Raw genomic sequence first — 21121 nt, forward strand, 5'->3', positions numbered from 1 at the left:
TATTTACATACATGGGGGAGTGTTACATGGTGAGAAGATCAAAGGGTTGGGTCGCATACAGTGCTTTATCATTAGCTATTATTTTAGCTCTGACAGGATGCGGCAGCGCTAAGAACAGCAGTGAAAATACGGGTGCTTCATCACCGAATGCCAAAGAAGCGAAGCAGGCGGCAGTGGTTGGCGGCGATCTTACTTATGCGCTTGCCACTTCGCCGGACACGCTAGACCCGCATCGCAGCGGACTTGCGGTAGCCGTCAGAGTGATTCGAACTATTTATGACAGCCTAGTCGTTCAATTGCCGGATGGTTCCATCAAACCGTGGCTAGCCACGGAATGGACGGTTTCTCCGGATGGACTTAGCTATACGTTCAAATTGCGTAAAGATGTAAAGTTCCATGACGGTACGCCATTCAATGCGGAAGCTGTCAAATATAGCTATGATCGGATTCTCGATCCGGCAACGAAAGCGGCTAACTCTGTGGCGCTTATCAAGCCTTACAAATCTTCCGAGGTTATTGATGATTCTACAATCAAAATCAATCTGGAGACACCTTCGAGAGCCTTCCTAGGCAATCTTAGCCAAGCTTTATTAGGTATCGTATCGCCGACGGCAGCGAAAAAATATGGTGATCAGTTCGGAAAAAATCCGGTAGGCAGCGGTCCTTTTTCATTCGTGAAATGGGAAGAAAATGCGACGATCCAAGTCAAACGCAGCCCTGATTACAATTGGGCTCCGGACATTGTAGCTAACAAAGGAAAGTCTTATCTGGACCAAATTACCTTCAGTATCGTTCCAGAGGAAGCGACGCGTGTCGGCAGCGTGCAAAGCAAACAAGTGCTGGCAGGTGAAACGGTACCCCCGCAAAATATTGTTTCTTTGAAAAGCGATCCGAATGTGCAAGTTTACCAAGTGAACACGACCGGTTTACCGTACACGCTATTTATTAATCAACGCAAAGCTCCATGGGGTGATGTGAAGGCCAGACAAGCGCTGCAAGCAGCTATTGACGTGGATGCCATTGTTAAAACATTATATTTAGGAACTTATGCAAGAGCGTGGTCACCACTTACACCTGGAGTAATCGGTTATGACAACTCCCTTGAAAACGGGGTTAAGCCAGACATCGCCAAAGCCAATAAGCTGCTGGATGAACTTGGATGGGTGAAAGGCGCGGATGGTGTTCGCGAGAAGGATGGCAAGAAGCTCACGCTTCATTATGTGGATGGTTCACCGAATCGTGAGAAACGCAACGATATTGCGGTCATTATCCAGCAGCAATTGAAACAGGTAGGTATTGTTGTCGAAGTCGAAATTACGAAAGATACGGCAAATGTGGTTTATACGAAGGGAGCTTATGATATTTACGGCAATAGTCAGGTGAATTCAGACCCGAATGCCTTATATGCGTTCTATCATACAAGTGATCCGAAGGCCCGTCCAAGTTTACCAGGCAATGCCGATCCACAGGTCGATAAATGGCTGGAGCAAGGTGCGATTGAAGCCGATGATGCCAAACGAGTTGATTTGTATAAAAAAGTTCAGAAGTCGATTATCGATAATGCCGTCATTATCCCGATTTACGTATTTCCTTACACGGTAGCGGCATCCAAAACGGTAAAAGGATTGAAATTCGATTCTCTGGGTTATCCGCTCTTCAACGATGCGTTTATCCAAAAATAATGAAATAAGGAGCTATTTGGCATGAGCAGGATAATAACGGAGCGGCTTTTGGTTTCCTTGCTGGTCATACTTGGTTCCTTAATCCTCGTATTTTGTATTCTGTATGTTCTTCCGGGAGATCCTGTTCTTTCTATGGTTGATCCTTCGTCCATGACGCCGGAAGCGATTGCCAATTTGCGGCATCAGCTTGGATTAAATGAGCCCTTTTATGTGCAATTTGGCAGGTATTTGGGTTCGATCTTTCAAGGGGGTTTTGGAAAGTCTTTACTGAACAGCGAACCTGTGCTGCCTAAAATTTTGAAGCATCTTCCCGCTACAATGGCGCTTACGTTAGCCAGTACATTAATTTCAACGATCATTGGTGTGGGACTGGGCGTACTTTCGGCCATACACCGCAATCGTTGGATAGACGTTGTAGCTCGGATTGTCGGTTTATTCGGTATTTCTATGCCGACGTTTTGGTCAGGCATCTTACTCATCCTGATCTTCTCTGTCTCCTTAGGCTGGTTCCCAGCGATGGGTTCCAAAGGATGGGAAACCCTTGTGCTTCCGTCCTTAGCGCTTGGTTTCGTGGGAGCCGGATTTATCGTGCGAATGGTTCGCAATTCGATGCTGGAAGTCATCAATGAGCACTTTATTGTGACGCTTCGCGCAAAAGGACTGTCAGAGAAGCTTGTTATGTACAGACATGCTCTGCGGAATGCACTCATCCCTGCGGTGACGATCATTGGTATTCATATCGGTGATCTTCTGGCAGGAACGGTTGTTATTGAAACGGTATTCTCCAGACAAGGGATTGGTAGAATCCTTGCTGACGCGATCATGTCCAAAGATATTCCTGTTGTCCAAGGTGTTGTCTTTTTCTCGGCAATTATCTATGTCGTGATCAATTTACTTGTAGATATTTCGTATGTTTTCATTGATCCGCGTGTGCGAAAAGTGCAATAAATGAGGAAAGAAATGAGTCGGAGAGGAGATGGGTTATGAAGGAAGTGATTTCTGCAGAAGCCATTTGGCAAAATAAAAGGATTCGAACTAGCCGACCGAAAACGATAAGTAAAATTTCCGTTACAGATGTTTTCGTTTATTGTGCAGGTATCGTTACGTTGTTTATTTTAGGCTGCGCAATTGTCCCTCAATGGATTGCTCCTTATGCCCCAACGGCGATGTTGACAGACGCTATTTTAAGCGGACCTAGCAAAGCACATCTGTTCGGTACGGACTATTTTGGAAGAGATGTATTCAGTGTTGTTGTGTATGGCAGTAGGGATTCGTTGTTTATTGGCTTCGCTTCAGTGATCACTGGAGCGCTTATCGGGGGATTAATTGGAGCCTTATCTGGATATATTGGCGGGATATTGGACACGATTTTCATGCGATTTGTCGATGTGTTGATGACGATCCCCGGTATTTTGTTAGCGTTGGCGATTGCCGCTGCCCTAGGACCTCATTTGATCAATATCGTTTTCGCCGTTGCGGCATCTGCGATTCCTCAATATGCCAGGGTGATGAGAGGACAAATTCTTAGTATTAAGAATCGATCCTTTGTTACGGCTTCGCGTTCTATTGGGGCTTCGAATATCCGGATATTTTTCCGGCATGTGCTGTCCAATGCGTGGTCTCCGCTTTTGGTCATGGCGACAATTGGTCTTGGATCATCGATATTGGTAGGTGCCGGATTAAGTTTTCTGGGATTGGGCGTACTTAAAGAAATACCGGATTGGGGAGCACTTCTATCGCAAGGTCGCGGTTATTTGACAGTCGCTTGGTGGATATGCACATTCCCGGGTCTTGCCATTACTTTGTTCGTGCTTTCTGTTAATCTGATCGGAGATAAACTCCGCGACGCCATGGATCCCAAGCAAAGATGAGCTTAGCAGAGGAGGTGGCATATATTGAAGCAGTTGCTTGAAATTGAAAATCTGAGTGTCGAATTCACAACAAAAAAAGGTGTTGTAAAGGCGATTCATGATATTTCTTTGAACATTGGTTTCGGAGAAACGGTCTGCCTGGTTGGCGAATCCGGTAGCGGTAAATCGGTCACATCCAAGTCAGTTATGCGATTGATCGATTATGAGAACGGAGCTATAGCCGGTGGTCAAATTGTCCTTGATGGGGAAGATCTGACGACTTTATCGCAAAAGGAACTTCAAGCCTTACGCGGAAAGAAAATGGCCATGGTTTTCCAAGAGCCTATGGCTGCATTCGATCCCGTATTTACGATCGGAAGTCAGATCATAGAAGTCATTGTGCAGCATAAGCAAGGCAATCAAGCGCAAGCTTGGGAGCGTGCTGTTCACTTATTGCAGCGTGTAGGGATTCCGGAGCCAGAGATCCGGATGAAGCAATATCCAGGTGAACTTTCGGGTGGTATGCTGCAGCGAGCGATGATTGCCATGGCACTGGCCTGTGGACCCCAACTGCTCATTGCCGATGAGCCGACGACTGCGCTTGATGTTACGATTCAAGCGCAAATTCTCCATTTGCTGCAGGAACTGAAAACTGAATTTCAGATGTCGATATTGCTTATTACCCATGATATGGGCATTGCCGCCGAGATGGCGGATCGCATAGTTGTCATGTATGCGGGGAAAATCGTCGAGCAAGCTACGGTTCAGCAGTTATTTGCAAAACCTCATCATCCTTATACAAGGGGCTTGCTTCGTTCTATAACAACGATGGATAACGATCGAAGCACACGATTATTTTCCATTGAGGGATCGATTCCGAGTTTAACGGCATTGCCAACAGGCTGCAGCTTTCACCCCAGATGTCCGTATGCAACAGAACACTGCAGGAAAGACGATCCGCCACTCCGCCATATGGATGGCAGGCAAACCGCATGCTGGCATGTCGAGGAGCTTGTTCAGTTAGAAGGGTGGCTTCAGCAAACGGTGCGCACGGATTCTGCGTCTTTGGTCAAAGAAACAGCGGAAACAGTTGGAGAACCAAATCCATATCCAGCAGCTGCTGTGCGAGAAGGTGATAAGGAGAAGCTCTTTGAAGTGAGAGGGATAAGCAAATTTTATCCAGTCGGAAAAGGGACTCTACAGCGTGTGAAATCCTATATTCGAGCAGTTGACGACGTTTCTTTTTCGATACATAAGGGAGAGACTTTCGGATTAGTTGGTGAATCCGGAAGCGGTAAATCGACACTCGGCAGGGTGCTGCTCCAGCTAGAGAAGGCGACGCAGGGGCAGGTGCTTTTTGGCGGGCACGATTTATCCAAACTGACGGCCAAAGGGCTTCAGGCAACTAGGCGTGATATGCAAATCATTTTTCAAGATCCTTATGGCTCCGTAAATCCTCGTCTTAAAGTTGGAGATATTATTGGCGAACCTTTTGACGTACACGAATCGTTAAGCAATGCTGAACGGCGAGCCAAGATAGAGGAATTATTGGAAGTAGTAGGGCTGGACCGTATGGCGTATGATCGTTTCCCTCACGAATTTTCTGGCGGACAAAGACAAAGAATTGGTATCGCCAGAGCGATCGCGCTGAATCCTCAGTTCATTCTTGCCGATGAAGCTGTATCCGCGCTCGATGTTTCGGTGCAGGCTCAAATTGTGAATCTGATGCAGGATTTGCAGAAAAAGCTGGGATTAACGTATTTATTTATCGCGCATGGTTTAAACATTGTCAGGCATTTATCCGATCGCATCGGGGTTATGTATTTAGGCAAGCTCGTAGAGATTGCACCGAGTGAGGAGTTGTTCCTTCATCCGGCGCACCACTACACGAAGGGACTGCTTTCCTCGGTTCCATCTACCGATCCTTCCAGAAAAAGAGATTGGTTTGCGATTGAAGGAGAAATACCTTCTCCGGCGAATCCACCGTCAGGCTGCAGGTTTCATACAAGGTGTCCAGCAGCTACGACAAGATGCAAGATGGAACAACCTGAGCTTCTCCAGATTCGCCAAGGACATTGGACGGCCTGTCATTACCCTTTGTAAGAAAAAAAAACGACACATACCTCACGTTAAGACCGGATGAGAATTTGTATGAAGACTCAGGAGGAATTGGCGTGAGTATTCTCTTGATTTAATACATAGTTAACACATGTGAATAATAATATTAAAAACAAATATAAAATTTGGAGGATTATTATGAAAAAATTAACGATTTTGTCATCCGTTTTATTAACATTAACTTTCGTGGCAGGTTGCGCGACCCAGTCCAAAACAGCAAGCACGACGCCGGCAGCTCAAGCAGCTGCGACGGCAGCGGCAACCTCAACCCCAACGGCACAAGCAGCCACAGCCGCACCAAAAGCCGTAAAGAAAATCGTTGTGGGCACAGGTACACAGTTTCCAAACATTTGCTTTCTTGACGATAAAGGCAATTTAACAGGTTACGATGTAGAACTTGTCAAAGAAATTAATAAACGCCTTCCTGAATACGAATTTGAATTCAAAACAATGGAATTCAAAAACTTACTTCTTAGCTTAGAGACGAATAAAATTGATTTTATTGCTCACCAAATGGAAGTAAATGATGAAAGAAAGCAAAAGTTCCTTTTTAACGATGAGGCCTACAATATTTTCCCGAACAAAATTATCGTTCATAAAGACAATAAGGATATTAAATCAATTGACGATTTGAAAGGCAAGAAGCTGCTAGTTACAGCAACAAGCAATGCTGCCGTCCTAGCAGAGAAATATAACAAAGAGCATAATACAGGCATAAACATTGTCTATACGGGTGCAGGTGAAGACGCTAAAACACAAATTAAGGCAGGTCGTGCAGATGCGTCCATCAGTACGCAATTTGCTATCGATTTCGTGAATAAATCCGTAGATGCGCAATTGAAAACGGTAGGAGAGCCACTTTCTAACTCTAAAATTTACTTCATTTTACGCAAGGATGAAGAAGATTTGAAGAAAAAAATTGATGATACGTTAAAGGCGATTAAAGCGGATGGAACGCTTAGTAAACTTAGTACACAGTGGTTGGGAGCCGACTACTCTGTGGGGAACTAATGGGAAAATCATTCGATATTACGCTCGTTGCTGACTTTCTGCCGAAGCTTTTATATTATTTGCCGCTGACCTTGCTGATTTTGGTTGCTTCCCTGGCAATCGGTTTCGCGCTCGGATTATTAATTGCATTGACAAGACTTTACAACATTCCAGTACTCAGTCAAATCGCCATTGTGTATGTCTCGTTTATTCGGGGGACACCAATTCTGATTCAATTGTTCCTTGTTTTCTATGGATTACCGATGCTGCTTGAAATCGTTCATATTAATATCTCGCGGTGGGATCCGATCTATTTCGTTATTGCAACCTATGGCTTAAGCATTGCAGCATTCAAATCTGAAAATATCCGGGCGGCTGTTAATGCAGTCGACCGGGGTCAGACCGAAGCGGCATATGCTGTGGGGTTGACGGGGACGCAGTCTTTTTTCAGAATTGTGGTCCCGCAAGCTTTGCTTATTGCCTTCCCTAACTTTGCGAATTCCGTCATTGGCTTTCTCAAAGACACATCACTAGCCTTCTCGATCGGTGTCATGGATATGATGGGGCGGGGCCAAACACTGATAGCCTCTACAGCGCATGCGCTTGAAGTGTATATCAGTTTAACCATTATTTATTACATCACCGTATTAATTTTTGAGAAAGTATTTAAAATTTCGGAGTTCAGGCTGCAAAGGCATGAGCGTCCGTTAGCAGGGTGAGGTGAGAACGATTAAAATTGACGTTGTGTTTATTTATACCGCTTTTTTTGAAATTTTGAAGGCGCTGCCGCTTACGTTGGTGCTGACTTTCATCCCTCTTGTGATCGGCTTTGGCATCGGCATTATAACGGCGCTTGTTCGTATTTATAAAGTTAAATACATCTATCGTGTGTTAGATTTCTATGTGTCTTTTTTACGCGGAACGCCGATTCTGCTGCATATCTTAGTTATCTATTGGGGATTACCGCTGGTCATTGATCGTCTCTCTGTGTATTTTGGCTGGGGGTTTAAATCCTCCTCTATTCCCTCCTTGCTTATTGTATTAACGGCCTTCTCGATTACAGCGGGTGCCTATATGTCGGAAATTATTCGTTCCGGTCTTTTATCCGTAAATCGTGGTCAGATTGAGGCTGCTTATGCAATCGGGATGACGACGCCGCAAGCGCTTTGGCGTATTATTGTCCCGCAGGCGGTTGGCGTCATTTTGCCGAATTTATGTAATATTTTCGTTGGTTTTTTGCACACATCGTCGCTTGCCTTTACGGTATCGCAGATGGAGCTTTTGGGAAAAGCCAGTGTCGTAGCGTCCGTCAGCTTAAAATTTCTGGAGGCCTATATTGCTGCCGCGTTTATTTATTGGGGGCTGACGCTGCTGGCGGAAAAACTGACCTCATTTTTGGAGAAAAAAGTTACGGTATACAATCGAGGAGGTGTCGCATGATTCAGTTAACGAACATTCATAAGTCCTTTGGTAAAAATAAGGTGCTGAACGGCATTCATTTAACGGTGGAAAAAGGCGATGTTGTCGCTATTTTGGGACCCAGCGGTTCTGGCAAAACGACCCTGCTGCGCTGTGTGAACTTCTTGGAGAAGCCTAATGATGGCGAGGTGTCTATCGGTGATTTCAGCATCAGCGGCAAACATCCAAGCAAACACGACATTCTGCAGCTTCGTAGGAAAACAGCGATGGTTTTCCAACATTATAATTTATTCAAGCACAAGACCGTTCTGGAAAATGTCATGGAGGGACTGATTATTGCTCAAAAGCAGCCGAAAGAAGAAGCGAAAAGAAAAAGCTTGGAGGTCCTCCACAAAGTCGGCCTTTCCGATAAAGTGGATGCCTATCCAAGCCAGCTCTCAGGCGGCCAGCAGCAGCGTGTAGGGATCGCTCGTGCGCTTGCTTTGAATCCTGAGGTAATTTTATTCGATGAACCGACATCTGCACTGGACCCTGAGCTCGTCGGAGAAGTATTAACCGTGATACGGAAAGTTGCAAACGAAGGGGTCACGATGATTATTGTGACGCATGAGGTTGGTTTTGCAAGAGAGGTATCCAGCCATGTTGTGTTTATGGACGGCGGTGTTATTGTGGAAGAAGGGCAACCGGAAGAATTGTTCGTCCGGCCGAAGGAAGAGAGAACCAAGCAATTTTTGAAACGCGTTACACCAGAATGGAGCTATGTCATTTAATTATTGGGAGGCGTTATCATGAGTAAAAGCGTTATTGATCTTCAAAAATTTACGAATACGTATGAGCAGCTTCGTTCAGCCATTGCGGGTTTAAGCGAGGAAGAACTGCATTGGAAAGCATCTGAAAGCAAATGGAGCGTTGTCGAGGTGCTTTCTCATCTCGCGGATCATAGCATCATAACGTCGTTTCGAATTCGTAAAATTGTTGCGGAATTGGATGTGCAGATTCCCGCCTTTGATCAAGATCCGTGGGTTAGTCATTCGAAAGCGAATGAAAGCTCGGCGGAGGAAGTATTGGCAGTCTATCAGGCTCTACTCACCTATAATACGCTTTTCTTCAAACGTTTGTCGGCTGAGGACTGGGAGAAATCCGGGGTGAATGTGCAAGGGAAGACACTGACGATTTCCGATTTGTATCACTCTTTCGTGGATCATGTAGGCGTGCATTTGTCGCAGATTGATCGGATTAAACAAGCCTATAAGTAAGGAGGAGAGGACATATACCAACCTCATATGATGTGATTGTTGTTGGAGCTGGCTCCATGGGAATGAGTGCCGGCTACCACTTGGCTAAAAATAACGTCAAGACGTTATTAATTGATAAGTTTGATCCGCCTCATGTGGCTGGAAGTCACCATGGGGAAACGCGTCTCATTCGGCATGCCTATACTGGCAGCCCAACTTATACGGCTATGGCACTGCGAGCCGACGAGCTCTGGCAGGAACTTGAAGCAGCGAGTGGGCAGCAATTGCTCACTCGAAGTGGCGTGTTAAATATGAGTGCTTCGGATTCAGGGAATAAATGGAAGTCAACGGAGGCGTTTGGTCTTCAGGTTGAAAGATTGGATGCAGACGAGATTCATCGACGCTGGCCTGGGGTAAGAGCGCCAGAGTCCTACGTGGGTCTATATGAAAAAAATGCCGGCTTTTTGCATAGCGAAGCCTGTGTTCGCGGATATCGTCAACAAGCGTTGGCGCTAGGTGCGAGACTGTTGGTGAATACAGCTATTAGCCGTATCCAGGTGGAACCTCATGGCGTGACAGTTCAAACGTTTGACGGTACTTACCATGCCGACCGTTTAATTCTTTCCACAGGTGCATGGTTTAGTGAATTGGACTCGATCATCGAGCTTCCTATTCGGTCTGTACGCAAAGCTGTTGCCTGGTTCAACTCGGATCCTGAGCTGTACGATTCAGCTCAATTTCCTGGCTTTACTTTTGGCGCGGAAAACGGCGGTTTTTATGGCTTTCCCAGTATTAATGGCTCAGGCGTGAAGATTGGCCGGCATGATGCTGGTCAGCTATGGAAGCCTGGTATGCCCTTCGAGCCCTTCGGACATTACGAGGACGATGAAAGAGATTTACGGCAAGCACTGGAAGCCTTCCTGCCGCAAGCGGCAGGCAAGGTCAATCGCGGAGCTGTGTGCAAATATGAATTTACGCCAGACGAGCATTTCATTATTGACCGTCATCCTGAGCATGCTCATGTTTTTGTGGCGGGAGGCTTCTCTGGGCACGGGTTTAAATTTGCTAGCGTTGTCGGTGAAATATTGTCCGATCTGACACGCGAAAGCAGAACAAAGCATGATATTACGCCCTTTGCTTTATCCCGATTTCAGAACCTACACGCACATACGAGGTGATCGACTTGAGGAGCCGGATTCCGGACGTATCGTCATCGGAGACAAGGTGATTACCGATTTGAATAAGAAAGAGCTGCGCGAAGCGCGCAGGAAGATCGGCATGATTTTTCAACAATTTAATTTGTTGGATGCGAGAACGGTCTTTCAAAATGTTGCATTCCCCTTGTAAGCTGCAGGAATGGCTAAGTCGTTCATCAAGCCGCGTGTGGATGGAATTCTGGAGTTAGTCCAGTTAGGGGGCTATGGGATTCATGGGAAGACGATGCGTTCATCCGCGATCAGGCGAGCGGTCAATTCTACGATCGAGAAAAGCTGCATCGTATCGATCATAAGGGAGCCTTTTTCTCTGTCCAAGGTCCTCTCAACATCGGTCGTTCACCGCAAGGTCATCCTGTTCTGGTGCAGGCAGGCTCTTCTGAAGCCGGGCAGCAGTTCGCCGCGCGTTCGGCTGAAATTATTTTTTCGCATAAAAACAATATGGAAGAAGCCAAGGCTTTTTATCAATCGTTTAAAAGCAAGGTGGCTGCTGCAGGGCGTAAAATAGTTTCGATTTCAGTCGGCATACGCTGGAAACGCGATCCAGAGATATTGGTTTGCATGAGCTTCCTCGTGTTCGGTACGAATTTATACGATTCCAAGGCATTATTGCAAAGGAAAACCCAACGCTGCGCCAGCTTTATTCTTTGCTGACAAGATCTTATAGCGACGAGGCGTTCGTCGGCACTGCTGAACATATCGCAAACAGTATGGAAACCTGGTTTAACGAAGATGCAGCAGACGGTTTCATGCTCATGACACCCTTGCTGCCAAGCGGGCTGCAGGATTTCGTTGACGATGTTGTGCCTATATTGCAGGACAGAGGTCTTTTACGTTATGAGTATGAGGGAACGACTTTACGGGAGCATTTTGAACTCCGTATCCCGGCCAACCAATTTCAAAAAGGAAGGTGACCAAGATGAGTGAAATTTTTCGATTAGCCAACATTCAGGATGCTGAAGAGCATCTTCAAGTGATTACAGAAGCCTATGAGACGATACGCGATCTGGGAATTTCGTTTCGGGCGGCCCATGCGGATCTAAATATGATTACAGAAAATATCATTCATAATTCCACCTACGTGTTAGAGATAGATGGCAAAATGGCAGCAACGATATCCATGAAAAATCTGGAGGAAGTGACGGATCTTCCTTTTTTGTACTGGTTCGCAGTTCGACCGGAATACAAAAATCAGGGCGTAGGCAATCGACTTCTCACCTATGTGGAAGAGGTAGTCGTGCGCGATACATTATTGGAAAAAGGCGTTGTGTTGGCTACTTCGAAGAAGCATCCTTGGTTGCTGCCGATGTATGAGCGCAAGGGCTATGAAGCGTTTTTTGAAAGACCACTCGGGGATTCAGATGTCCTCATTTTTTTGAAAAAGACGTTAATTCAGCAAGAGCAGCTGGCTTGATTAGGATTGAGAAAGGGCAGAGATATAGAAAGGCAGTCAGGAGAGGTTCTGGCTGTTTTTTGTTTTGAAAGAAAAAAACCGTTTTTTTTAGAGGGAAGTGTGGGGAGTTCACCTTAGCCAGCGGCTCTTTTTGCTATTCTGTGCTCGAATATGTTACAGTTAAGATGAGGTGATCGAAGATGTTAAAATTGGGGATATTGGACCAATCACAAATAGGAGAAGGTCGTACTGCCGCGCAGACGCTGGCTGAAACGACGGCATTGGCGCAAGAAGCGGATAAGCTTGGTTACAGCCGTTTTTGGGTGTCTGAACATCATGCTTCACAAGCACTTGCTCACTCAAGCCCAGAGGTGCTGATTGCCCATCTAGCAGCTAAAACAGAGCGAATCCGCTTAGGCTCCGGCGGCATTATGATGCCGCACTATAGCGCCTATAAGGTGGCGGAAAATTTTCGTTTGTTGGAAGCCTTACATCCAGGACGGATCGATGTTGGGCTTGGGCGAGCACCTGGTGGAATGCCGATTTCCACCCGCGCCTTGCAGGAAGGGAAATACACGGGTGTTGATCAATACCGCAGCAGGTAGCAGATCTGACCGGATATCTGCATGATTCATTACCCGCGAACCATCGCTTTGCTGCCTTACACGCGGCCTCCGATGATAGAGACAGCACCAGAAATTTGGCTTTTAGGTTCTTCTTATGACAGTGCGAGAATATCCGCGGAGCAAGGGGCTGCGTTCGCTTTTGCCCAGTTTTTTGGAAATGCGGACTGTGAGCAGGCTTTACGTATTTATTGCGAGAATTTTCAGCCTTCACAATTAAACGAGCAGCCGCATTCACTTGCAGCCGTTTTAGTCATTTGTGCGGATACGGAAGAAGAAGCGAATCGTCTGGCGACAAGCACAGACTTGTTTTTCCTATCCCTCGGAAAAGGCAGTTTATTGCCAGCTTTCCCATCTGTGGACACCGCGATGAACTATCCATACACGGAGAATGATTTGGCGCAAATTCGCGGAGCCAGGCATAAACGGATCGTGGGAACGCCACATCGTGTGAAGGAAGAAATCCTGAAACTGAATGAAGCCTACAAAGCGGATGAAATCATGGTTGTTTCACCGATCCACGACATTCCTGCGAGAATACATTCTTATCGTTTGCTAGCGGAGGCTTTTGAGCTGCAGGGATAATTGATTTGTGATTTGCCTTTTGAGGCTATTCCCATTACACTGATACAAAAGATAGTGGAGTGGTGAAATGAGTAAAGGCAGAGTATGGAATAAAGGAAAGCGCAACGGCGGTGGTGGACCAGCTCCTGGGACTGGTTATAAAGAGAAGCTCGCTGCTTCACAACCTGAGACACATAAGGTAGAAGTTATCGATCTTTCCAACCCCATTAATCAGGTGAAAAGAATGAATCGTGAGACCTGGGTGGAACGGCAAGCACGAGTGAATCGCGAACAAAAATAAAAGTTTGATAGAGCCTAATGAGATGCTGAGATAGCACTTCATTAGGCTTTTTTCAATAAAATGAAAATATTTGTTTTTGTGTTTTTGGGTATATGTGGTGTTTGAGAAATCGAATGAGTGGCATCGTACCGCTGCTAATAGCATTAGTTGCTGTATATATACACCTATTAGCGGCCAAATCCTTCAAAATCTATAATATTCGAATTTGATCATTAATTTTTCCCTTGCTTAGTCCTCCGTGATAACATATTACGGATTCAATGTTAAAATCCAGATATTTTTTCAACGAGAGTCGAGCTTCCTCTATATCGAGTGTTGTTGGCTCATGAATTCCTCCAAGCATTCCGTTTACACTATACATCGAATCCCCAGCAACGAGAGTTTTACTTCTTCTCAAATATAGGCTGATATGACCGGGAGTGTGTCCAGGAGTGTGGATGACTCGAATTCCGCCGCAAAATGCAAGTTCCTGACCATCGATTAAGGTATTGTCCACCCTACCCATGGGGGGATTTTTTATTTGTCCGTCTTTTAGAAGAGGTAGTTCCCCTTGGATATAAGGTTTATCCAGTTCGTGTGCGTATACCTGAACTTTACTGCCACACTCCCGCAAAATCTCAGGTAGACTTCCAATATGATCTATATCCTGATGTGTCAAAATCACAATTTTTACCTTGTCGAGTGACACTCCGACCTTCTTCATAGCCATTCTTAAATCTTCTATTTGTCCTGGGAATCCGGTGTCTATTAACACGGCCATTTCTTGATCCCACAAAAGGGTAGGGTTGATTGTATTCCCGTGAAAGTCCAGCTCAAGCATGTGAACTCCATTCGAAATTTCCAAGTTTTTCAGCTCCTTTTTAAGCATAGAGATCAAACATCACAGTATATATTTTATAAAATGTAAAATAATTTTTGTACGTAAAAATATATTATTACGAAACCTATTTATTTGTCAATAAATTACTTACTTTAAGACATTGAAGTGTTGGGTGACAAATATAGTTATGAAGTATAGAAAATAATATTTTTGGCGAGATTTGATAGTACCAAGATATACAGGACATATGTCCTTAGTTAACAGCTGCGTTCACTCCATGGGGTGAACGCATATTTTATTTTAGGGGGAAGAAAGATGACTAGAGGTAGTGCCATTCACAAAACGCAGATGAATAGACTAAAGGACGGTCGAGGTCAAGGATATGGGAAGGATTATAAGCCTTTCATTTAAGCTAGTGATAATAAAGCTCCTTCAGAAGGATACCTTATTAGGGAATTAGGATGGAAGACAAGTAGAATACATCACACACTGTCCAAAGAAGAGTGTCGCTATCTAATGGTATTAAGCTGGTCAGATAGTGTTATTGACATAAGAGAGCAGTATCCTCTAACTCCTATTGAAAGAAGTATTGAAATTGCAGAAAAACTAAATATCAAGCATGCAAATAAAGATAATGAGCCTATAATAACAACGACTGACTTTATGATCACAATTGAAACTGGGAAAGGCTTAGAAGATATTGTTAGAACGGTCAAGGTTCCTAGTGATTTAACCCCAAGAACCCTAGAACTCTTTCAAATCGAAAAACTTTTTTCGAAGAGCAAGGAATCAATTGGGGAATTTTTCATTTTATCGATTAATTACCGCCCGAACGAGGGAAAGCTCTTCTCATCAGATTGGACAAGAAGAGCAGGGAGTACGTCAACCCTATCGGATAAGCACTGCTCAAAGTCATGTTCCGCGTCAGGTCCGTACACGACCCCATCACGATCTACATTATTAATAATTAATGGTAGAATGATAAAGAGTCAATAATAGTATTTATATAAATATGAATGGGTCACGAAGGAGGATTGGACAACATTCCACCAATAGAAGGAATCGAATTACGGAAGTTGATGAATGGGACTACAATCGATATTTCTTCTTTTCTGCAAATCGCCCTAACACTGACGGATGTGGTCTATACCTACCACAAACGGGATACGATTATCGGGAATTTGAACCCGGCAGGCGTTCGAATTCAATTAGAGAGAAAGCTTGCCGAGCTTACCGATATTCGTATAACCGATTACGCTTACCTATCTCCAGAACAAACGGGTAGGATCAATCGTACTCCTGAGAAGTGCAGCGACCTGTATGCGTTAGGGATGGTTTTATACGAAATGCTTGCAGGGAGCCTGCCATTTCGAGCACTGAGCAAGGAACAATGGGTGCATGCCCATCTTGCCATGATGCCGATTCCTCTGAGCGAAATACGTCCGGAAATTACGGGCCCTCTCGAAGGTATGATTATGAAACTTTTGTCGAAGATGCCCGAGGAACGCTATCAGAGCGCTCACGGTTTGATAGTCGATATACAGCGATGTATCTCTTCTATAGAAGAGACAGGTGGAATTGTTCCCTTCGAGATTGCCCGTGCAGACGATGACAGCCGCTTTCAGCTCCCGAACAGCCTCTTCGGACGCGAGGCGGAAGAGGTTCAGCTCTCCAAAGCTGTAGAACAGGCTCGTGCCGATTCATGCGCATTTGTCATTGTGTCTGGAGGGGCAGGTAGCGGTAAGACCGCGCTCGTTCAACAGCTTCAAGGTTCGGTTATACGGGCAGGTGGCCGCTTCATTGCGGGCAAATGCGATCTGATGAATCGGGATATTCCGTTCTCATCGATACTGGAAGCGCTTCGAAGATTGATTCGGCAAGTGTGGAGCGAATCTCCAGAATCCATCGCAAAACTTAAAGTACGGTTAACGGAGGCATTAGGCCGCAGAGCGGGTGTTATTACACAACTTTTACCGGAAGCTGAGAAGCTCCTTGGTAAACTTCCTTCGGTAGAAATGCTGGGTCCTGCAGAAGCGGCCATTCGTTTTCGTCTGCTGTTTCCTATTTTCATACAAATGTTTGCCGACAGCGAGCATCCCCTTGTACTCTTTCTGGACGATCTGCAATGGGCGGATTCTGCTACGATGGATACCCTTCGTACAGTTGCACAAGACCCCACTTTACATGGTTTATTATTGATAGGTGCATTCCGGGAAGAGGCAGCGCCGCATCAGATAGCGATCGAAGATCCCCTAGAAACGGCAACCGCATGGATAGAAAATTCATTCCCCCGGCATACAACTTCAACTTTGCTTAACGTGCAGCATATTGCGCTCGATCCTCTGACCTATATCGACGTTAGACAATTCGTATCACATATCGTTAAGGAAAATTCGGCTCGTATTCGGTTGTTAGCGGAGTCGTTATACCACCGCACAGGTGGGAATCCGCTCTATTTACACCGTCTTCTGGATGGTTTGTACCGTGAAAAAAAGCTGTATTATGACGAGGAGAAATCCAATTGGGCCTGGGATGCAGCAGTAGTTAAGCAAATACCGGAAGACCCCGACATTTTGCATTTGATCGGTACTCGTATCCGCATGCTGCCATCCCATACCATTGAACTGCTAGCCGTAGCGGCGGCTATCGGGCATCGATTCCGACTGTCGACTGTCGCTGCGGCAAGCGGGCACACGATGACTCATGCGAAACGGCTTTTGCGTGTAGTCACGGAAGAGGGATTAATCTCACAAGAGAATGATTTCAGTGAAGCGGATACAGACGAGGTTTTCTACACCTTTCTGCATGACCGAGTGCAGCAGGCCGCTTATCAGACGATTCACGAAACACAGCAAGCAGATCTACATCTAAAGATCGGACGTTCGATGGGCAGCCTTGCATCGGAGAGCCCTGACGATTGGATATTTGATCGGGTATATCACTTGAATCTGGGTAGCGAACGAATGACAAGCCAAGCAGAGAAGAGGGAGCTAGCTGCTTATAATCTCCAAGCCGCTTTGAAGTCGAAGGCTTCCACGGCTTTTGCCACCGCCAAGAATTTCCTGGAAAAAGGCATGCGTCTTGTCGAGAATGATGAGCAGGGGCAGAATTCTCTAGCGTATCGTTTAATGCTGGAACTGCCCGTGTGCGAATATATGTGCGGAAGCGTCGACCGCGCGGAAGAGTTGCTGGATCAGCTACTGCTCCGCACCGTAGGCATGGTCGAGCGCTCCCGTATTTACCTGATTCAAATCTCCATGTATGCCTATCTCAAGAAAGATCGAACGGCCGTTGCTATTGGATTCAAGGCGCTTGAGGAAATCGGATTTCCTCTGCCGGCGAAACCCTCCAATGCCCTGATCAAGGAAGAAATGCACCTGTTACAGATCGCATTGACTAGCATGTTTAACGAACCGGAGCCTGTGCCAAGCGATGATCCCCATCACATTGCAATGTCCAATCTGGTCATGGCGATATCGACATCGGTATTTTCATTAAGTAATAAACGATCCTTCGTGTTATTTTCCAGATTCATTCGAATCAGCCTGAAGGTTGGAAAAGGAAGTAGCGAGGCTTTTGCGTATATCCTCGCGTTTTACGGTGTCATCATTCTTGGAAATAAGAGCGTTGCAGCCCCAATAAGTCGTCAGTGCATGGATGCTGCGTTCCGAATAGCGTCATCTTTCGAAAGTACGGATTTGTTATGCAAGCTGAGCTACTTCAGGGGAATCGCTAGACTACTACACCAACCGGAAGAAAGTATCGCGCATTTCGAGCAATCGATGCGTTATGGAATGGAATCCGCGAATTTGGTCTTTGTTAGCCTAGTGGCGTTTACATGTGCGGTCACCCATACTGGAGATTTACATACATTGTCTGCACGGATAACGAAATATGAAGATCTGTCAAGGCAGCTTCTAGATGAGGTCGCGAAGAACGCTTTTCGTATCTCGCGGTGGTATATCGCCCAATTGCAGGGTGGTGACGGCGAGGGCGAGGAAGTCGTATTGCCAGTGCAGAATGATCGATTCAAAGGGACTATGAATAACGAAGTTTCTCATATCCATACCTGTAAAATAGAAATCGCTTATTTGTTCGGACGGTACAAGGAAGCCCTGGAGTGGATAGAACAAGGGGAGTTCAATACCGCCAGACAGAATTGGTTGCAAGCTCGCAAGCAACATGTTTATCATGCGCTTACGCTTGCCGCTAGATATACCGAAGCGCCGACCGAGGAACGCCCAGGCATTCGGGGCAAGCTGAAGAAGTTATTGCGGGTCATGAAGCAATGGTCCGGATACTATGGACAGAACACTTCGGTCTGCCTGCTCGTCTCGGCCGAGTTGTACAGGATTGACGGGAGTTCGGTCGCTGCCGCCAAAGGGTACGATGATGCGATCCGCGAAGCGCGAAGCCAAAAAGACAGGTTGATGGAAGCGATTGCTTGTGAACGAGCTTCCGTATTCTATAGGGAAGCGGGAAGTCGGAACGGAGCGGACGTGTTGATGGCGGATGCCTGCATTGCTTATTCGGCTTGGGGGGCTTCAAGAAAAGCACAGAGGTTGCGAGAGGATTACCCGGATCTACGGTTCTCAGGCGCCCAATCGCAATCGCAAGAAGACGGAATAGTGGCTAAAAGATTAGATGGATTTGAAAAGGAGCGCGAGAGGGCACCGACAATCGGCGATGAGAATGTGTTCATTAGACAAATTTCGGAATGGTCGAGTACGGAAAATAGCGAGGATGTGATGCATCATTTCCTGGAATCGGCGATTCGTTATTCGGGTGCGGAGAAGGGATACGTGTTAACCAGTCACGAAGAGGGCATTACGATAGAGGAGCAGGCGGGCGTTTATAAGAATGTTCGAAATGAGGTTTCATTCATAGAGACTATCGTACGTTATGTCGCCCGGACTGGGGAACCGGTTGTGTTGGGAAATGCTTCGCGAAGCCTATTTACGACGGATTCCTATGCTCATCACAGTCTCCCGCTATCCATCCTTTGTATGCCGGTTCTTTTTCCGGAGCAGTCGCGGTCGTCCGTTCTGTATTTGGAGAATAACCTCCTCCCTGGCGTGTTCTCTACGAAGACACTGGAGGTGCTAGATCTCATGATCGCCCGAATGGTGTATGTGAGATCATTCAACCTTTGGCGTCAACAGATTAGAGATTCAAACGATATCGCTAGCCCTTCCATATTGCCTGTCCAAGATTCGCTGCCGCTTGTCGATGCGCTGACGACGCGCGAAATGGAAATGCTGTACGCATTGGCGGATGGCTTGTCTAACAAGGAAATCGCTTATCGGTTTGGGTTAACGGAAGGTACGGTCAAGAGTTACGTCTTCAACTTATACGGTAAGCTTGGGGCGAAACGACGAGCTCAGGCGATTGCGCGCGCAAGGGAAAGAGGATTATTAGAGTAGATAAATGGAATGAATAAAAGATAAGCCAACAATTGGAGCAGATAGATGCTCTATTATTGGCTTATTTTTTTTGCGCGGAACTAACTTTCGTTAGTACCCTTGAGTTTCACGTAGGAGATATACTTAATCTTGAAAAGTACACATGGCTAGAAGGAAGTATTCATGAGAATGTATGAAGCGATGTCCAATTATTAACTGATCTTAAAGGAGGGTTTATGGAGACATACGGTTGGGATACAGTCTACAGTATTAATATTAACCGTGTTAATTCAGTTCTTGCTGAAAACATGAACACACTTCCACAACTAATTGACTATTCTACCGAAATTGAAGGCATGCATTCACACATTCAATGTAATTTAGCACCTTGGGAAATCGTCAAAGGAGGCTCAGGAAAGCTTCTTCACTTAAAAATCCCCATCGTAAACGGTATGCTGCAAATCAACTCAAATTCTAAAGAAATATCAAATGTCGATGTTATTGTTCAGGTTTCCTTGCAGTTTCTTCCTTCCAATATCGACCCGTCGAAGCACGAACTGATGTTTAATATTTCTGAGCTTGGCGCTATCGGAAGCAAGAAAGAAGGTGCAGTCTCCCCAGTCACAGTTATAGATAGGGCCGGTTGCCTGAGTGAAACAGCAAAAAATATTGTACTATGGTTAGTTGCAAAATATTTGGTAGAACGCGCATCAATAATCAGCTATGTTTTTGCACAAATAAATTATGTCAAGCCTGGTACAGATACCTGGTTATCACCTAAACAATGTACCTATGCATATGTTGAGAGCCAAGAAGGAAATGGCTATCTTTCCATCCTTTCTGTAACTACGGACAGAGATATGAGCGGGCTTCCTCTTCTTGTTGATCCAAGTATGATGTCGGAGAATGCAAATGCCGCATATTTGATATCAAAGATATGATATTGCAAAATATCATTATGCCGATGTTGCCATCCATGTACCCTGGCTCAAGACCTGATGGTTTTTACATGAATTCCAATCACTGTATTGTAAATAGTGGCAGCTTGGGAACACCTCCTGTAACCGCAGGATTAATTACCTATTACCCGCGGATAACCCATTTAAATATGACTATAGAGGGAGGAGATTTAAAAACAAGCGTAGATGGTTTTTGTGATTTGTATGCAAATATAACGATGAATTTCTCCATAAAAATTAAAAATAATAGCGAATTTAATCCTGCTACAAGCAGTATAGCTTTCTACGAGGACCCGGACCCCAGAAATGACTACAGTCAAGATATTCCATGGTATTTGTTGTGGCTAAATTTAATTGTAGGAATAATTGTACGTATTGTTGTTAAAATCATTGCCGACAGTATTGCTCAAACACTGCAGAGTGGCAGCCAAAGCTTTGCTACTTCGCCGCCTCCTTTTATTGACTGGACGGGAGTAAATAATGCGATGCAGGTCACGGATGCAGGTCTTGATAACTGCTACTATCTTAAAGGAAATATTTAATAACTATAA

Annotated in this window: 18 protein-coding genes and 2 pseudogenes; 19 read left to right on the forward strand and 1 reads right to left on the reverse strand. The window is 45.4% G+C overall.

Annotated features, from left to right (window positions below):
• Nucleotides 1–26 precede the first annotated feature (26 nt).
• The 15 genes and pseudogenes from FU659_RS19260 (at nt 27) to FU659_RS19330 (ending at nt 13389) form a co-directional block, all read left to right on the forward strand.
• Nucleotides 27–1682, forward strand: coding sequence for an ABC transporter substrate-binding protein (locus tag FU659_RS19260; RefSeq protein ID WP_147949061.1), 1656 nt, complete (start codon nt 27–29; stop codon nt 1680–1682).
• A gap of 21 nt (nt 1683–1703) precedes the next feature.
• The gene (locus FU659_RS19265) at nt 1704–2630 is read left to right on the forward strand and encodes an ABC transporter permease (protein ID WP_147949062.1); all 927 of its coding nucleotides are present in this window, start codon (nt 1704–1706) and stop codon (nt 2628–2630) included.
• 35 nt (nt 2631–2665) lie between these two features.
• Complete coding sequence (locus FU659_RS19270; RefSeq protein ID WP_147949063.1) at nt 2666–3553, forward strand: ABC transporter permease; 888 nt, start codon at nt 2666–2668, stop codon at nt 3551–3553.
• Between the two features lie 24 nt (nt 3554–3577).
• Nucleotides 3578–5635, forward strand: coding sequence for an ABC transporter ATP-binding protein (locus tag FU659_RS19275; protein WP_187274255.1), 2058 nt, complete (start codon nt 3578–3580; stop codon nt 5633–5635).
• A 153-nt stretch (nt 5636–5788) separates the two neighbouring features.
• Nucleotides 5789–6661, forward strand: coding sequence for a transporter substrate-binding domain-containing protein (locus FU659_RS19280; RefSeq protein ID WP_147949065.1), 873 nt, complete (start codon nt 5789–5791; stop codon nt 6659–6661).
• A complete protein-coding gene (locus FU659_RS19285) occupies nt 6661–7359 on the forward strand; it encodes an amino acid ABC transporter permease (RefSeq protein ID WP_147949066.1) in 699 nt (232 codons plus the stop codon). Before FU659_RS19280 ends, FU659_RS19285 begins: the two co-directional genes overlap by 1 nt.
• Nucleotides 7360–7369: 10 nt before the next feature.
• Entirely contained in the window at nt 7370–8080 is a 711-nt protein-coding gene (locus FU659_RS19290) for an amino acid ABC transporter permease (RefSeq protein ID WP_147949091.1), read from the forward strand.
• Complete coding sequence (locus tag FU659_RS19295; protein ID WP_147949067.1) at nt 8077–8829, forward strand: amino acid ABC transporter ATP-binding protein; 753 nt, start codon at nt 8077–8079, stop codon at nt 8827–8829. The genes FU659_RS19290 and FU659_RS19295 overlap by 4 nt, the downstream gene beginning before the upstream one ends.
• Nucleotides 8830–8847: 18 nt before the next feature.
• On the forward strand, nt 8848–9315 hold the full coding sequence (locus tag FU659_RS19300) for a DinB family protein (RefSeq protein ID WP_147949068.1): 468 nt from the start codon (nt 8848–8850) through the stop codon (nt 9313–9315).
• A gap of 32 nt (nt 9316–9347) precedes the next feature.
• Entirely contained in the window at nt 9348–10472 is a 1125-nt protein-coding gene (gene solA / locus FU659_RS19305) for an N-methyl-L-tryptophan oxidase (protein WP_261807920.1), read from the forward strand.
• Nucleotides 10414–10641 (forward strand): hypothetical protein, encoded by a 228-nt coding sequence (locus tag FU659_RS19310; protein WP_315971336.1) that lies wholly within the window; start codon nt 10414–10416, stop codon nt 10639–10641. The genes solA and FU659_RS19310 overlap by 59 nt, the downstream gene beginning before the upstream one ends.
• Before the next feature lie 53 nt (nt 10642–10694).
• A pseudogene (locus tag FU659_RS39350) lies at nt 10695–11422 on the forward strand (LLM class flavin-dependent oxidoreductase); the annotation flags it as partial.
• Nucleotides 11423–11427: 5 nt separating this feature from the next.
• Complete coding sequence (locus FU659_RS19320; RefSeq protein ID WP_147949070.1) at nt 11428–11922, forward strand: GNAT family N-acetyltransferase; 495 nt, start codon at nt 11428–11430, stop codon at nt 11920–11922.
• A gap of 179 nt (nt 11923–12101) precedes the next feature.
• Nucleotides 12102–13109 (forward strand): annotated as a pseudogene (locus tag FU659_RS19325) (LLM class flavin-dependent oxidoreductase).
• A gap of 67 nt (nt 13110–13176) precedes the next feature.
• On the forward strand, nt 13177–13389 hold the full coding sequence (locus FU659_RS19330; RefSeq protein WP_147949071.1) for a hypothetical protein: 213 nt from the start codon (nt 13177–13179) through the stop codon (nt 13387–13389).
• A 190-nt stretch (nt 13390–13579) separates the two neighbouring features.
• Here FU659_RS19330 and FU659_RS19335 read toward each other — a convergent pair whose 3' ends face one another.
• Nucleotides 13580–14233 carry an MBL fold metallo-hydrolase gene (locus tag FU659_RS19335; protein WP_147949072.1) on the reverse strand — a complete coding sequence of 218 codons (654 nt, stop codon included), beginning with the start codon at nt 14231–14233 and terminating at the stop codon, nt 13580–13582.
• Between the two features lie 492 nt (nt 14234–14725).
• Here FU659_RS19335 and FU659_RS19340 point away from each other — a divergent pair, with 492 nt between their 5' ends.
• The 4 genes from FU659_RS19340 (at nt 14726) to FU659_RS38370 (ending at nt 21112) form a co-directional block, all read left to right on the forward strand.
• Nucleotides 14726–15205, forward strand: a complete 480-nt coding sequence (locus tag FU659_RS19340; protein ID WP_147949073.1) for a TnsA endonuclease N-terminal domain-containing protein — start codon at nt 14726–14728, stop codon at nt 15203–15205.
• 38 nt (nt 15206–15243) lie between these two features.
• On the forward strand, nt 15244–19632 hold the full coding sequence (locus FU659_RS19345; protein ID WP_222708583.1) for an AAA family ATPase: 4389 nt from the start codon (nt 15244–15246) through the stop codon (nt 19630–19632).
• 215 nt (nt 19633–19847) lie between these two features.
• Nucleotides 19848–20552 (forward strand): TULIP family P47-like protein, encoded by a 705-nt coding sequence (locus FU659_RS38365; protein WP_147949075.1) that lies wholly within the window; start codon nt 19848–19850, stop codon nt 20550–20552.
• Nucleotides 20549–21112 (forward strand): TULIP family P47-like protein, encoded by a 564-nt coding sequence (locus tag FU659_RS38370; RefSeq protein ID WP_147949076.1) that lies wholly within the window; start codon nt 20549–20551, stop codon nt 21110–21112. The genes FU659_RS38365 and FU659_RS38370 overlap by 4 nt, the downstream gene beginning before the upstream one ends.
• Nucleotides 21113–21121 lie beyond the last annotated feature (9 nt).

Origin of the sequence: Paenibacillus sp. N3.4, assembly GCF_008017805.1 — a bacterium.
Taxonomy (GTDB): domain Bacteria; phylum Bacillota; class Bacilli; order Paenibacillales; family NBRC-103111; genus Paenibacillus_E.

Bases quoted from the DNA above. Each gene is read 5' to 3' on its own strand.
- FU659_RS19260 (WP_147949061.1), top strand. From the start codon at position 27: ATGGTGAGAAGATCAAAGGGTTGGGTCGCATACAGTGCTTTATCATTA.
- FU659_RS19265 (WP_147949062.1), top strand. From the start codon at position 1,704: ATGAGCAGGATAATAACGGAGCGGCTTTTGGTTTCCTTGCTGGTCATA.
- FU659_RS19270 (WP_147949063.1), top strand. From the start codon at position 2,666: ATGAAGGAAGTGATTTCTGCAGAAGCCATTTGGCAAAATAAAAGGATT.
- FU659_RS19280 (WP_147949065.1), top strand. From the start codon at position 5,789: ATGAAAAAATTAACGATTTTGTCATCCGTTTTATTAACATTAACTTTC.
- FU659_RS19285 (WP_147949066.1), top strand. From the start codon at position 6,661: ATGGGAAAATCATTCGATATTACGCTCGTTGCTGACTTTCTGCCGAAG.
- FU659_RS19295 (WP_147949067.1), top strand. From the start codon at position 8,077: ATGATTCAGTTAACGAACATTCATAAGTCCTTTGGTAAAAATAAGGTG.
- FU659_RS19300 (WP_147949068.1), top strand. From the start codon at position 8,848: ATGAGTAAAAGCGTTATTGATCTTCAAAAATTTACGAATACGTATGAG.
- FU659_RS19310 (WP_315971336.1), top strand. From the start codon at position 10,414: ATGATATTACGCCCTTTGCTTTATCCCGATTTCAGAACCTACACGCAC.
- FU659_RS19320 (WP_147949070.1), top strand. From the start codon at position 11,428: ATGAGTGAAATTTTTCGATTAGCCAACATTCAGGATGCTGAAGAGCAT.
- FU659_RS19330 (WP_147949071.1), top strand. From the start codon at position 13,177: ATGAGTAAAGGCAGAGTATGGAATAAAGGAAAGCGCAACGGCGGTGGT.
- FU659_RS19340 (WP_147949073.1), top strand. From the start codon at position 14,726: ATGGTATTAAGCTGGTCAGATAGTGTTATTGACATAAGAGAGCAGTAT.
- FU659_RS38365 (WP_147949075.1), top strand. From the start codon at position 19,848: ATGGAGACATACGGTTGGGATACAGTCTACAGTATTAATATTAACCGT.
- FU659_RS38370 (WP_147949076.1), top strand. From the start codon at position 20,549: ATGATATTGCAAAATATCATTATGCCGATGTTGCCATCCATGTACCCT.